This window comes from Qipengyuania aurantiaca, from assembly GCF_019711375.1.
GTDB classification, from domain to species: Bacteria; Pseudomonadota; Alphaproteobacteria; order Sphingomonadales; family Sphingomonadaceae; genus Qipengyuania; species Qipengyuania aurantiaca.
Genome location: NZ_CP081295.1, coordinates 1,262,454 through 1,276,878 on the forward strand (window position 1 = coordinate 1,262,454; position 14,425 = coordinate 1,276,878).

Below are 14,425 nucleotides of genomic sequence, written 5' to 3' on the forward strand. Positions count from 1 at the left end.
CACTGTCCCATCTGGGATATGCCTGTGTCTGCGATCGGCTGGCAATCGCCCGGGACCTTTTCAACCAGGGGTCTCAACATGAATATTACCAAGCTTACCAAACGTAGCCTCGCCCTCGGGTCGGCCTCCGCAGTTGCCATCGCCATGGCCGGCAGCGCGCAGGCCGCAACCAGCACCACGCCGACAAACCTGGTGTATACCGACGTCGGCGGCCTTTGTCAGATCGAGGCGACGTTCACAATCACTGGCGAGGATTCTGACAATCCAAACAACACCGACGAATTCCAGGTGCGTATCACCGACGGCCTGGTCGATGCGCGATTGGATATCGGAACAACCGATGTCATCTTGGTTGGTAGTTCTGCGGTGCGGTCCTACGCAGCCAACATCCGCGGAGCCACCGCCGCTGATGCCCGTACCGCGCCGATCTATTACTCGGTCATAGACAACGTGACGGCCCTGGGCGGCACGCAGTATATTACCATCGCGCAAACACCTATCGATCCGGCTGCCATGCGCGCAGCAGGCGGAGAATGCGCGACAGCTGCAAATGCCATTCCGGGCCAAATGAACCAAGCACCGATTGCAAATGCCGGCCCCGACGCAGCCGGCCGAGGCGGCCGCCTTGCCGGCCTGAGTGCGGCAAACTCCAGCGACCCGGATGGCGACACGCTGACCTTCTCGTGGACGCAGACCAACGGAACCCCGGTCGTTCTCAACAATCCCGATACGGATTCGCCCACCTTCACCACGCCCCCTGCCCAACGCAGCACGCAGACGCTCACTTTCGAGGTAACCGTCACCGACCCCTCGGGCGCAAGCTCCACCGACCAGGTCAATTATACCGTGCTGTCGAACGCTGCACCGCAGCCCGATGCCGGAGCCGACCAGACCGTCCAGGGCGGAGATACGGTCACGCTGGACGCCTCCAGCTCGAGCGACCCGAACAACGACCAGCTGACCTATAGCTGGTCGCAATCTTCAGGTCCGAACGTGACACTGAGCGACCCGGCCTCGGCAATGCCGACCTTCACCGCACCGGCAGCTACGGGTGCCGAACAGGTCCTCGTGTTCAATCTGACGGTCAGCGATGGCGTGGCTAATCCGCCAAACTCGGTCGTGCAGATCGACCAGGTTACCATCCGCATTGCTGCCGCAACCAATCTTGCCCCGATCGCCGACGCAGGAACTGGCGGCACCATAACCGCCGGGCAGACCGTGACGCTCGATGGTACAGGGTCGAGCGATCCTGAAGGTGATGCAATCAGCTACACCTGGACACAGGTCTCAGGGACCAATGTCACCATCAATTCGCCAAATTCCGCTACAGCGAGCTTCGTGGCTCCGGCACGCACTGCCCAAGACCAGCGCCTGGTGTTCCAGCTTGAAGTGCAAGAATCGCTTACGCGCCTGGCAAATGGCAAACGCGACAAGCAGGCCGCGCTTCCGGTCGTCGGCGTCAGTCCCAGCAACATCGACACGGTTGAATTCATCATTCCTGCCAATGATGTTCCCATTGCCGATGCAGGCGCCAACCAAGGGCCACTCGACAGCGGCACCGCCGTGCAACTCGATGGCAGCGGCTCGAGCGATGCCGATGGCGACCCGCTCACTTACAGCTGGACGCAGGTGTCCGGAACTCCGGTGACGCTTACCGGCTCCAACACCGCCACGCCCAGCTTCACCGCACCGTTGGTGGCCGGTACTGAAGACCTCGTCTTCCGGCTCGTCGTCAACGATGGCTTCGCCGACTCTCCCGCCGACACCGTCCGCATCGCCATACGGGCGCAGGGTACCATCACCATCGTCCAGCGCGTTGTGGGCGACGACACGACGGTGGCCTACACCACCACCGTACCGGGCCTCGCCTCCACCATCACCACGAGCGGCGGACAGGGCAGCGCAAGCGTCTCGCAGGTTACGGCGGGCAGCTACAGCTTCTCGGTCGATGATCTCAGGGCGCAGGGCTACGCTCTCACCGCGCTTGACTGCAACGACACCGACAGCGCTGTCTCGCTCGCCAACTCCAGCATCGGCATCGAGCTTTCGCCGAGCGAAGACCTCGTCTGCACGGTGGAGCTGAGCGATACGCGCAGCGCCGCGACCCAGGCCATCGGCGAGTTCCTCGGCGGGCGTAACGCGCTGCTGATGGGTGCCGAACCTTCGCGCCAGCGCCGTATCGATCGCCTGCGTGGTAGCGCACCGCAAGGAGGCCAGGCGACGGTTGGCGGAATGCCGGTTCCGGGTGGCGACAAGCTGCCGATGCAGGTCGGTATCGACGGCGACAAGGCGGTCGTGCGCGGCAGCCTTGCCATGACCCGCAACACGCTCGGCATGGGCGGCGCGGCTGAAGGCAAGTTCGACATCTGGTTCGAAGGCCAGGTGGCGGACGTTACGCTGGGTCGGAACAAGGGCACCTTCAAGGCGGGCTTCATTGGCGCGGACTATGTCGTCAGCGAGAACCTTCTCGTCGGCGCGCTTTTCCAGATCGACGATTTCGACAATGATGACGACACCCTTGGCGCAGGCGAGGCCCAGGGCAGCGGCTGGATGGCCGGCCCCTACCTGACCGCCCGCTTCGACGAGCAGTTCTACGTCGATGCGCGGGTGGCCTACGGCAAGTCGTCGAACTCGGTCTCGCCCCTTGGTACCTTCGTGAGCGACTTCGATACTACCCGTCTGTTCGCGACGCTTTCGGCCTCTGGTGATGTCGCACTGGGCGAGGGCTTTACCCTGTGGCCCGAAGCCAGCGTGCGTTACCTCCGCGAGGGCGTGAACGGATACACCGATACCCTTGGCGTACGAATCGACGACTTCAACGTCGACCAGGGCGAAGTCGCCTTCAGCCCACGGATCGACTATCTTTCCGAGAGCGCCGACGGCTGGACAACGGCGCCCTATGCGAAGATGGAAGGCGTGCTGACCTTCGGCGCCAACGCGTTCTCGCCGGTCGACAACGGCCTGCGCGGGAAGACCGCGGTCGGCATCGATGTCCGTTCACCCGACGATGTGCGTTTCGGCCTCTCGGGCTTTTACGACGGAATCGGCGAAGACGATTACAAAGCCTTGGGTGCGAGCGTGACTGTCGGCTTCAGCTTCTGAATTCTCTGAAGCACCCATTAGGAAAAGGGGTCGCGAAGGGGCTTAGCCTTCGCGACCCTGTTTTTCACCTGTTACCTCATGAAGTGGAGCAGTCGAAGCGTGGGGGCAGCCTCAAGGATGGCAGTAGTCGAAACGAGACTCGCCAATCCAGTAATTGATTCTCACTCGGACAAGCTTTAACCCTAAAGAAATGTCAGTTTTATGAGGAGTCTCATCAAAAAGCGGACGGTCCGTAATCGGCTCCAAAACTGCCCAATTCAGAAATCGGCTGAGATGCTGGCCTTAATCGTGCGTGGGGTCCCTTGAAGCAGTGCGGCCGAGAAGGCGTCGAACGCGCTGGCCCAGTACTTTTCGTTCGCTATGTTGTCGGCCGAGAGGCGGAGCGTGACCGGCGTGTCGCCCGCCGCGAAAACGTAGCGCGCACCGAGGTCGATACGCGTCCAGCTGTCGAGTTCGAGCGTGTTGGCGGCATCGACCCACTGCGGACCGGTGTGCACGGCACGCGCCGTGAACGTTACGCCCGGCACAAAGCCAAGGTCCCACTCAATGTCTGCATTGGCGGTATATTCGGGAACGCCAGGCACGTCGTTGCCGCTGTCGAGCTCCGCATCGGTAAGAGCTGCGCCGCCGATCAGCCTCAGGCTGGGGGTCAGGTCGCCGTTGACCGTGAACTCGAGGCCCCGGTGGCGCTGATCTCCGAGGTATCCGAAGCTGCCATCGGTCAGCACGCCCTCGCCGGGGCGCTCGAGTCGGTAGCCGCCCAAGCCGACGAAAACGTTGCCGAGTGCAAGCTTGCCGCCAACCTCGTATTGCAGCGACTTGCGCGGCGCGAGCACCTCTCCCGGATTGCTGACGAGCGCCGGATCGAGGGGCGCTGTTGGACCCTGCTGCAGCGCCTCGATCCGGTTGCCGTATAGCGACAGGCCATCGAAGGGTTTCAGCACCACGCCGATCACGGGCGTGACTGCGCTTTCATCGTATTCGGTCGCCAGGTCGCCGCCGAAATAGCTGTAGCTTTTCACATTGATCGATTGCAGGCGCAGGCCCGCGGTGACCTGCAATCGGTCTTCGATCATACCGATCGTATCCGATGCGAATGCACTCCATAGGCGCGTGCGCGAAATCGGGAAGGGATCATCGAGGTCGCCGCCGACGAGGGTCGAGGAGGGCAGTTCGACCTGCGGAGTGTCGTAGAGATTGGTGGCGTAGCCGGCAAAACCCGGCCCGTAGCGAAAATCATAGGCATTGCGATTCACCTGCCAGCTGGCATTGCCGCCGAAATTGAACTCATGGGTCACGATCTCGCCCAGCTTGGCGCGGATGCCAGCTTCTAGCGCTTCGTTGTTGTCGGTCCGCGGGACGAACAGCGCCGTGCCATTGGCAGCACCGCTGGCGGCATCAAGAACGGTGATGCCGCCGTAAATGCCTTCCTCGCGCCCGTCGCGCGCACCGGCCCTGAAGTATGCCAGCGCATTGTCGGAAAGATCGGACTCCACGGCCAGCGTGCCGAAGACATCGCGCATTTCGGTGTAGGTGAAATCCTGCGCATAGTTCGCATCGCCATCCGGAACGGCGGGGATGGTTGCGCTTCCGACGGTGACTTTCGGTCGCAAGGCGTCGATCCGGACATTCTGGAACGCCAGGTCGAGAGATGCCCGAAGCGGGCCACTCTCATAGTCGATCGCACCGCCCACGACCTGCGTGCGGCGGTCTTCACGGTCGATCGAAGTTTCGCCGTCACGATAGGCTGCGTTCAGGCGAACGCCCCATTCGCCGTTCTGGCCAAAGCGGCGAGCGACATCGAAGCTGCCGCCGAAGTGGGAATTCTCGCTGGCTGAAATGGTAACTCGATTGAGATCAGTGTTTCCGGTCCGCTTGAGTTGCAGATTGACGCTTCCGCCGAGTCCCGATCCGCCCGGTGCTGCACCGTTCAGGAAGGCGCTGGCACCATTGAGGACCTGGACGCTTTCAAACAATTCAGGTGCGACCAACTGGCGCGGTGTGATCCCGTATAGGCCGTTGAGACCTACATCATCGCCGAACAGGGTGAAGCCGCGGATCACGAACTGCTCGGAGGCGTTGCCGAAGCCGTAAGTGGTCCGAATGGTCGGGTCATTTTCCAGTACATCGCCCAGCGAGCGAGGTTGCTGATTGAGGATCAGGCTCTGGTCATAAGAACGGATTGCGAAGGGCAGGTCCTCTGCCGGCTTGTCGCCAAGCACACCGGCGCTGCCACCATTAACGACCTCGGTTTCGTTGTTACGCTGGGCGGTCACGACGATCACGTCGTCCGCTTGTTGCTCCTGCGCCTGCGCCGAGGTGGCGAGCGAAATGCCGAGAGCGAAGATGGAAATCCGGGAATAGCGGTTCATTGCGATCGTCTTTCGTGAATAGAGACGCGATTAATTCGGTGAGCGGCGAAGCAGCACTGCGGCTATGGTGAAGGGGGCAAGACCGACCAGCAGCCATGCGAAAAAATCGCCAAGGCCATCGCCCGTCAGACCGAGGAAGAGCCCCAACAGGGAAGATGCGCCAATTGCGGCCGGAACTGCGAAAATGGTGCGCCAGCGTCTGATTTGTCTTCTCATGACGAAGCCCTTGCAGCCGCGCCGGTTCGGATTTCCTCGATCCGGCGCTCGACTTCACCCGGCTTGCGGCGAAGGAAGAGAATGATGCCGGTCCACAAAACCCAGATCGTTGCGAGAGTCAGGGCGGCCCAGATAAGCTTGAGCGGAAGGCCGCCGTAATCACCGAAGTGGAGCGGTTTCGACATCATCAGCGCCTGGTTGATTACCGGCATGGTTCGAGCATCAGTAAGTTCGCTAGTCGCCGCGTCGACGAGTGCCGGTGTCAGGAGGTGCTGCGTTACTGGGCGATCGCCTTGGAAGAATATCGCGTAGTGATGGCCGGACGACCAGGCTCCGCCCGGGAAGCCGATGAACTGGGGACTGCGGCCGGGAAGGGCCTGCTGGGCGGCCGACATCGCTTCGTCGATCGAGCCGTAGTCTGCAGGTGCCAGCGCAGGAGTTCCTGCATAGGCATCCGTCATGCGGGCGATCTGGCCATCGCGCCAGTTCTCGGTAAGCGGATCGGCAAAAGCATTGATTGCGCCCGTAAGGGCAATCACTAGCATCCAGCCCAGTGCGACGATGCCCAGAAAATTGTGCTGGTCCAGCCGGCGCAGACGCTTGCTGCGACGTTTCCTCACGGTACCGAACGGCAGTTTGCGCATGAACGGGGCGTAAAGCACGACGCCGGAGATCAGTGCGACCACCAGCAATATGCCCATCGCTCCCAAGGTCAACATGCCGGGCAGGCCGAGGAACATGTCGGTGTGCAGCTGGAGCAGAAAGTCCATAGATGCATTGCCGGGCGCGGGACCCATTGACGCGCCGGTCGTACGGTCGAGGAAAAGCAGCGTCATGTCCTCGCCCGCAGCGTCGGGCGTCGGGCCTGTAGTCACGGTCAGCAAGGAGCTGTCCTGACTGAAGGCCATGAACAGCGGCACTTGGCCCGGCCTTTCGGCAAGCGCTCGGTCGAGCATGACGTCAAGGGAAAGCCCGCCTTCAGCAGAAGCTGTGCCCGACAATGCAGTTTCGGCGTCTTCGCCCATCACTGCATCGATTTCGTCGTGAAAGATGAGCGGCAAGCCCGTCACGCACAGCATCAGCAGGAACGCCGTCGGAATCAGGCTGCTCCACTTATGGATGAGGTACCAATTTCGAATGGCGTTGCGGGACATGCGAGCCCAGCTACATAGCCACAAGATTCGCGTCAATGAGAATAATTCTCAATAGCAATTAGCCTGTTCTGCCGGGGCCGCGTTGTTGGCCATCGCCATTGTTTGGCTGTCTTGAACGACAGCCATCTCGGCCTGAATTCTGAAAAGCAGACTGTCTGCTAACGGCCCAAACGCCGCCATTTGAAACCAACCTCGCTTCTAATCGCTGACTCCTTCGAAACGGAGACACGCATGGCAGCACGCGCATATTGGCAGGGACAGATCAGGCTAGCGCTCGTCTCGATCCCGGTGGAGATCTACTCGGCGTCCAAAACGGGCGCAAAGATCAGCTTCAACCAGATCCACGAGCCCAGCGGCAAGAGGATCAAGTACGAGAAGGTCGTGCCTGGCATCGGCCCGGTCGATCGCGACGAGATTATCAAGGGATACGAGGTTTCCAGGGGCGAATACGTCCTGCTGGAGGAAGAGGAGATCGAGGCGGTCAAGATAGAGAGCCGCAAAACGTTGGAGTTGGTGCAGTTCGTCGATAGCTGCGAGATCGACCCGCTCTATTTCGAAAAGCCCTATTACGTCGCGCCCAAGGACGAGCTGGCAGAAGAAGCCTTCGTCGTTCTGCGCGAAGCGCTCCGCAAGGCGGGTAAGGTGGCGCTCGGCCAGTTGTCGGTGCGTGGTTCGGAAAAGCTCGTCGCCATCAAGCCATGCGGCAAGGGCCTGCTGCTGGAAACGCTGCGCTACTCCGACGAGGTGCGCAATGGACAAGCCTTCTTCGCGGATATCGACGATTCCAAGCCGAAGAAGGAGCTGCTCGACCTCGCCACCACGCTCATCGAACAGAAAAGCGCCCCCTTCGAGGCAAGCGAATTCGAGGACCGCTATGTCGATGCGCTGAGAAAGCTGATAGACAAGAAAGCGAAATCGAAAAGCAACAAGGCGATTATCGAGGATGCAGGCGATCCCGAGGCATCGGGCGGCAATGTAATAGAACTGATGGCAGCGCTCAAGAAATCCGTAGACGGCAAGGCGAGCAAACCGAAGGCGGCGGCAAAGCGCAAGAAGAGCGCCTGAGGTGGCGCGCTCGAAAAAGGCCACCGGTGCGCCGGCGGACCCGCTCGCGACTTACAACGCTAAGCGCAATTTCGCAAAGACGCCCGAGCCCTCGGGCGGGCCCCAGAGCAGCGAAAGCGGTGACCTTTTCATCGTGCAGAAACACGATGCGACGCGGTTGCATTGGGACCTGCGGCTGGAAGTGGACGGCGTGCTCAAGAGCTGGGCGGTGACAAAGGGCCCCTCTCACGACCCCGATATCAAGCGGCTAGCAGTGCGGACCGAAGACCACCCGATGTCCTACGCCGAGTTCGAGGGGACCATCCCTAGGGGCGAATACGGCGGCGGCACGGTCATGCTATGGGACCGCGGCAGCTGGGCCCCAATCGAAGGCAAGAGCGCCAGCAATCTCGACGAGGGGCACCTGCATTTTACGCTTCAGGGTGAGCGGATGAAGGGCGAATGGCTACTCATCCGGCTGAAGACGAGACCCGGCGAAAAGCGCGAGAACTGGCTGCTACGCAAGCTGCAGGACAGTCATGTCGAACAGGGTGATGCGCTGGTGGAGCGCGAGCTAACTAGCGTGCTCACCGGTCGCTCGATAGCGGAAATCGCGGCTGGTAAGGGCGGCGAGTTCCCCCTGGCGGGCAAGAAGGACGATGTCTTCCTTGCGCAGATGAATAAGGCCGCCGCGCACAATGCTTCGAAGACGAAACCGCGAAAGAGACACAAGGCCGTGCCCTTGCCAAAATTTCGCAAGCCGCAGCTCGCCACGCTCGTCGACGAAGTGCCTGCCGGCAACGGATGGATGCACGAGATCAAGTTCGATGGATACCGCACCATGGTGGCTGCGAAGGGCGAGGAGGTGCGCGTCTATACCCGCAGCGGCAAGGACTGGACCGACAAGTTCGCCGCGCTGGTCGAAGCGATTGCCGCGCTCAACCTGCCAGCTTGCCTGATCGACGGCGAAATCGTCGCTTACGACAGCAAGGGCAATCCCGATTTCTCGACCCTGCAGGCGGTGCTCAAGCGCGGCCATGGTAGCCAGTCGAAGGCGGACAAGCTGGCCTTCCACGCTTTCGATCTGGTCGAACTGGATGGCGAAGACCTCGCGCCGCTAAGCAATATAGAGCGCAAGGAGCGGCTCGAGGCGCTGCTCGCCACCGCCGAGCCGCCTGTCCATGTGGCCGAGCACGTGATCGGGTGGGGGGAGAAGCTCTATGATGCGATGTGCCGGGCGGGGCAGGAAGGCATAATCGCTAAGAAGCTCGACGCGAAATACCGCCACGCGCGCAGCAAGGCCTGGGTCAAGGTGAAGTGCACCAGACGGCAGGAGTTCGTCATCGTCGGCTGGAAAAAATCCGCCGCGAAGGGCCGCCCCTTCGCCTCGTTGCTGCTGGCGCAGAACGAAGGCGGCAAGCTGGTATACAAGGGCAATGTCGGCACCGGCTTCACCACGGACGAGATGGACGACCTCGCGGCGAAAATGCGGCGGCTAGGGCGCAAGACCCCGCCGGTGGAGACCGACTTGGCCAGTGCGAAGGGTGTCACCTGGCTGACCCCGAAGCTGGTGGCGGAGATTGCCTTTGCCGAGTTCACCGCTGACGGCAACGTTCGCCACGGCAGTTATCTTGGCCTCCGATCGGATAAGCCGGCGAAAGCGGTGAGACCGGAAAAGCCCGCCAGTGGTTCCAAATCCAAATCTCAAGTGAAAATCTCCAGCCCCGAGCGGGTCATCTTTCCGGACAGCGGACAGAAGAAAGGCGAACTCGCCGATTACTACCGGACCGTCGCCGGCATCATGTTGCCCTTTGCCGGCCGTCGCCCGGTCAGCCTAGTGCGCTGTCCGCAGGGGCGGGCGAAGAAGTGCTTTTTTCAGAAGCACGATAGCGGCAGTTTCGGTGACGCGGTGCACCATGTCCCGATCCGCGAGAAGGACGGCGGGACTGAGGATTACCTCTACGTGGAGGATGCGCGGGGCATCCTGCAATGCGTCCAGATGGGGACGATCGAATTCCACGGCTGGGCCTCGCGCAGCGACGATGTCGAGGCGCCCGATCGCGTGATTTTCGACCTCGACCCCGACGAAGGTCTCGATTTTAAGGACGTCAAGCAAGCCGCTCGCGACATCCGCGCGCGATTGAGCGACATCGGTCTCGTGAGTTTCGCCATGCTGTCTGGCGGGAAGGGCGTCCACGTGGTGGTGCCGCTTTCACGCGGTCACGGTTGGGAAGCACACAAGGACTTCGCCCGCCGCTTTGCCGAGGCGCTCAGCCTGGCCGAGCCGGAGCGCTTCACCGCCACGATGAGCAAGGCCAAGCGCAAGGGAAGAATTTTCATCGACTGGCTGCGCAACCAGCGTGGCAGCACCGCCGTCCTGCCCTATTCCGCGCGCGCCCGTAGCGGTGCCCCGGTGGCGGCACCGATTGGATGGAACGAGCTCAAAGAGATGCAGGATGCTAAGCCATTCACCATTGACGATGTTGCCGCGCTGATTGATCGGGCCGCGAGCAAAGAGCTATCGGGATGGGGCTTCGCCGAGCAAAGACTTCCAAACGTTTAGGGTGGGTAGCATGCACGCTAACCAACGTCGGAATACGGCGTAATCCAATCGAAAGCGGACTGTCCGCAATCGGCTCCATAAGCTGCCGCATTGGGGTTTGTCGCTGAACGACCGAAATTGGAGCCGATAGCGGTTTGTCCGGTATTGGTGCTTTGGCCCTGCATAGCCGACATTCGGCTAACGACCCGATTGCGGACCTTAGTGGTTTGGCACGCTTTTTCCGTAAGTTGACATTCCCGACAAACCGGGTGTTCCAGCTAAGTGCCTTATTGCGAAGAGCGGCAATTTTTGCGGCAATGCCCATAAGCTGACAATCGCTTTTTTCGTCGATGCTTCGTTGGCTGGCGAATTTTCGCTGAAGTCATCGCGCCCTTCTTCCGGTTTATGAAGCGGGCATCGGCGGCGAAGGACTTTCGAATGAAGATAAATCAGGATTGGCCGGTTCGTGATCTGATCGGCCAAATGCAGCTTCATTGTCCGACACAATTGATACAATTACTGAAATCCTCCTGACAAGCTGAGGTATAAGAGGTGAGCGGTCATCAGCCAATTTCGTCGAGAGCCATTCATATCATGTCAGGCCATGCAAACTGGGAAAAATCTATATTCGATCCAGTGGTATTAGGAGCGCTGAGCGAGGGTCTAATTGTCCTCGACGCACAGAAACGCGTACTCGGTGCAAGCCAGCGCGCGATCGATCTCCTGTGGCAGCCAGCCGGGGTCCCGGACTTTACGGGCGAGGCCATCGACGGCCTTATCGATCGAATGATTGAAAGCGGCTTCATTGTCCTGCCCGATGGAGTGGAGCAGGAAGAGTATCGGCAGCTTATGATTGCCGGTATCGAGAACGATACGAAGAATATCCGTGTCGGTCGGCGGGATGACATCCCGTTGCGGGTATCATGCACGAAACTGCCGGACGATCGCACGGTCATCGGAATTGTCGAGCATGTCACCAAACTGCTTGAACCGGTGGCAACCGGCACGGCCACGTCGAAGTTTTCGGGGAGACTGCCCGTGGTCGTTGCGCGGGAAGGATTCGACGTCCCTCCGCAACTGGCCGAGGCTCTCGAATATCTCGAAGAAGGGTTTGCGCTCTACGATGCGGACGATCGCTTCGTTCTTTGCAATCGCAAATTCTGCGAACTGCTTTTTGTGGATCCAGATGCTCGGCCGCGACCGGGCGAATTGATGGACGATATCGTCCTGCGCGCCGGTCGCACCAATGCGAGCGCGGGAAAGCCGGAAGGCATGACCATCGAAGAGTACGCAGCCGCCTCCACCGCCAGCTTCAAGGCGCTGACCAAGGGCCAGCATTACGAGCTCGATGACGGCAAGATCATGGAAGTGAGCGGCTATCGCACGGCGAACGGAGGCTCGCTGTTTACCACGCTGGATGTGACGCAGCGCGAGGAGGCGGCGTTGGAAGCGGAGCGCCAGCGGCTGATTGCGCATCAGAACGAAAAATTGTCTGCGCTCGGGGAATTGTTGGCCGGAGTAGCTCACGAACTCAACAACCCCCTTTCCATCGTCGTGGGTTTCTCGCAGATGCTTGAAGGGCAGCTGCAAGATCCGCAACAATTGCGGCGCATCGGCAAGATCCGGACTGCGGCCGAACGCAGCGCGCGGATCGTGAAAACCTTCCTGGCCATGGCGCGGCAGAGACCTGCTCGTATCGAGCTGGTCGATCCGCGTGAGATCATCGAGAGCGCGGAAGAAATTGCTGCCTATGGGTTTCGTGCCGACGGGGGCAAGGTCATTTTCGATTTACAGCCGGGACTAAGTGCTGTGTCGGTCGACAAAGACCAGTTGATCCAGGTCGTTGCAAACTTGATTGTCAATGCCGAACAAGCCATGAAGGGTTTGCCCGGCCCTCTCACCATGACCCTTAGTGCGCGCCAAGTCGCAGGGACAATCGAACTGGTCGTGTCCGACAACGGCCCCGGCATGTCGGCAGAAACCCAGCGCCGCATATTCGAACCCTTTTTCACGACCAAGGATGTCGGTGAGGGCACAGGGTTTGGGCTGGCCTTTTGCCACCGCATCGTGACCGCTCACAATGGCTCGATAAAGGTTGTTTCGAAGGCCGGCATCGGCAGCAGTTTCATTTTGGCCTTGCCTAAGGCGAACCATTCAGCCGTCGCCCAACGAGCTTCCTCGGCGAGAAGCAGCCACCCTCCGATGAAGCTGCTGGTCGTGGACGACGAACGCGACGTAGCCGACCTGATCGTGGAAATGCTGTCGGAACGGGGTCATGACGCGCAAGCGGTCTATGGGCCCTTTGATGGCATTCGCATCGCACAAAGCGAAACCTTCGATGCCATTATCTCTGATCTCAAAATGCCCGGAATGACCGGTGATAAGATGATGCAACACATCGTCGATACACGTCCCCAGCTTGCTGGCCGCTTCGGGTTCGTGACTGGCGACAGCCTCTCGGCGCGCGTTCACGAATTTCTCGCAGACGATGCATATCCCTATATTGAGAAGCCTATCGCAGCCGATGAACTCGACGGACTTGTTGCTCGTCTTGGCAGAAAGGCCAGATCGTGACTGATACAACTATCTACGTTTGTGATGACGAGAACGACTTGCGCGAGATGGTATCGGAGTACCTGACCGAGCGAGGCTATGATGCGCAAGGCTTTGCGGACGGCCGGTCCCTCCTGGCAGCGCTTGAACTGCGCCAGCCCGGTCTTTGTATCCTTGATGTGAATATGCCGGGCATGGATGGAATGAGTGTGCTGCGCGAAGTCCGCGCCAAAGGGAATGTACCGGTCATCATGCTGACCGCTGCCGCAGAAACAGTCGACCGTATCGTCGGTCTGGAACTCGGGGCGGACGACTACATCGGCAAACCGGTCGACCTTCGCGAACTGGAAGCCAGGGTAAAGACGGTATTGCGCCGCATGACGCCGCATCGTGATGACAAAATCGATCAAGATACCGAACGAGAAAGCGTCGCCTTTGGTCCCCATAGGCTCGATCTCGACCAAGCGCGTATGTTCGACGCCGAGGGTGAAGAGATCACCATCACGGCGATGGAATATCAGCTGCTCAAGACCTTCCACGCCAATCGCGGTCGCATCCTCAATCGTGACCAGCTGCTTGAGCAGGCGCATGACCGTGGTTGGGAGCCGTTCGACCGTTCGATCGATCTCCGGATTTCGCGCCTAAGGCACAAGATCGAACGCAATCCGCAAAAGCCGGAGATCATCCGCACGGTGCGCGGGCTGGGCTATATTTTCAGTTGAGCGGAGTCGACGGCATGAACATCATGTTTTCACGGACCCTGGCCATGTCTCTCGCGGCCGCGGCATGTGCGCCGCTTCAGGAACAGGAATACGGCTTGGGTCCACCTCCGCTCGCAGCGGAAGTGACGGGGGACATCGAGCATGTCCTTGTCGGCCCGATTCATTCAGTCCCGTATATGTGCTCCGAGCATCCGCTCGGACAAGTGGCTTATGCGGGCGACGCGCTTGGTACGGACTGCCTCGTAACCGGAGGCCTCGACGCCGAGCCCGGGTTTTCCCGCCTGTATCGCGGCGACGGGGGGCATAACGAAGACTGGTACGGATGGCGGGCCGAAGTTCTGGCTCCCGTGTCCGGCACGGTGCTGGGTATTTTCGCCTACCCCTCGGTCAATATGATTGGCGAAATGGGCTGTCCGCCTGCGGGCACGATCCGGATCCGCAGCGAAGACGGCATGATCGTGACACTTTCGCATCTGGGCGAGTTCTTCGTCAGCGGCGGAGACTATGTCGATCGCGGCATGATTATTGGGCTCGTCGGCAATAACGGCGTATCGCGCGCGCCGCATATCCATGTCGGCGCCCACCGCGAGGCCGATGCCACGCCGCTTCAGATCCGCTGGAACTTGCGCGAGATGGCCGATCTGCAAGCCCAGCAGGGTGACAATGAAGCGGTTCTGCCCTGACAGGCCTGACACATTCGATACGATTGCCAAGCGGCCG

General features: G+C 60.4%; 10 protein-coding genes. 6 read left to right on the top strand and 4 right to left on the bottom strand.

The features are described 5' to 3' along the window. Nucleotides 1–78 precede the first annotated feature (78 nt). Nucleotides 79–3,102 carry an autotransporter outer membrane beta-barrel domain-containing protein gene (locus tag K3148_RS06215; protein WP_221426434.1) on the top strand — a complete coding sequence of 1,008 codons (3,024 nt, stop codon included), beginning with the start codon at nucleotides 79–81 and terminating at the stop codon, nucleotides 3,100–3,102. Nucleotides 3,103–3,359: 257 nt separating this feature from the next. Here the strand turns inward: K3148_RS06215 and K3148_RS06220 are convergent, their stop codons facing one another. From K3148_RS06220 to K3148_RS06230, 3 genes are read right to left on the bottom strand one after another with little or no spacing between them, the layout of a single operon-like run. Further along, nucleotides 3,360–5,474, bottom strand: a complete 2,115-nt coding sequence (locus K3148_RS06220; RefSeq protein WP_221426435.1) for a TonB-dependent receptor — start codon at nucleotides 5,472–5,474, stop codon at nucleotides 3,360–3,362. A gap of 30 nt (nucleotides 5,475–5,504) precedes the next feature. Then, nucleotides 5,505–5,690, bottom strand: a complete 186-nt coding sequence (locus K3148_RS06225; RefSeq protein ID WP_221426436.1) for a hypothetical protein — start codon at nucleotides 5,688–5,690, stop codon at nucleotides 5,505–5,507. Next, entirely contained in the window at nucleotides 5,687–6,844 is a 1,158-nt protein-coding gene (locus K3148_RS06230; protein ID WP_221426437.1) for a PepSY-associated TM helix domain-containing protein, read from the bottom strand. Before K3148_RS06230 ends, K3148_RS06225 begins: the two co-directional genes overlap by 4 nt. Nucleotides 6,845–7,075: 231 nt before the next feature. On the opposite strand from K3148_RS06230, the gene ku reads away from it, so the two are divergent. Next, nucleotides 7,076–7,909, top strand: coding sequence for a non-homologous end joining protein Ku (gene ku, locus K3148_RS06235; RefSeq protein WP_221426438.1), 834 nt, complete (start codon nucleotides 7,076–7,078; stop codon nucleotides 7,907–7,909). 1 nt (nucleotide 7,910) lies between these two features. Continuing rightward, entirely contained in the window at nucleotides 7,911–10,451 is a 2,541-nt protein-coding gene (gene ligD / locus K3148_RS06240; protein ID WP_221426439.1) for a DNA ligase D, read from the top strand. Between the two features lie 198 nt (nucleotides 10,452–10,649). Here the strand turns inward: ligD and K3148_RS06245 are convergent, their stop codons facing one another. Then, the gene (locus tag K3148_RS06245; RefSeq protein ID WP_221426440.1) at nucleotides 10,650–10,925 is read right to left on the bottom strand and encodes a hypothetical protein; all 276 of its coding nucleotides are present in this window, start codon (nucleotides 10,923–10,925) and stop codon (nucleotides 10,650–10,652) included. A gap of 99 nt (nucleotides 10,926–11,024) precedes the next feature. On the opposite strand from K3148_RS06245, the gene K3148_RS06250 reads away from it, so the two are divergent. From K3148_RS06250 to K3148_RS06260, 3 genes are read left to right on the top strand one after another with little or no spacing between them, the layout of a single operon-like run. Further along, nucleotides 11,025–13,004 (top strand): hybrid sensor histidine kinase/response regulator, encoded by a 1,980-nt coding sequence (locus K3148_RS06250; RefSeq protein ID WP_221426441.1) that lies wholly within the window; start codon nucleotides 11,025–11,027, stop codon nucleotides 13,002–13,004. Continuing rightward, nucleotides 13,001–13,705: a response regulator gene (locus tag K3148_RS06255; protein WP_221426442.1), complete on the top strand. Its 705-nt coding sequence runs from the start codon at nucleotides 13,001–13,003 to the stop codon at nucleotides 13,703–13,705. The genes K3148_RS06250 and K3148_RS06255 overlap by 4 nt, the downstream gene beginning before the upstream one ends. Before the next feature lie 14 nt (nucleotides 13,706–13,719). After that, the gene (locus tag K3148_RS06260) at nucleotides 13,720–14,388 is read left to right on the top strand and encodes a M23 family metallopeptidase (protein ID WP_221426443.1); all 669 of its coding nucleotides are present in this window, start codon (nucleotides 13,720–13,722) and stop codon (nucleotides 14,386–14,388) included. Nucleotides 14,389–14,425: the final 37 nt, after the last annotated feature.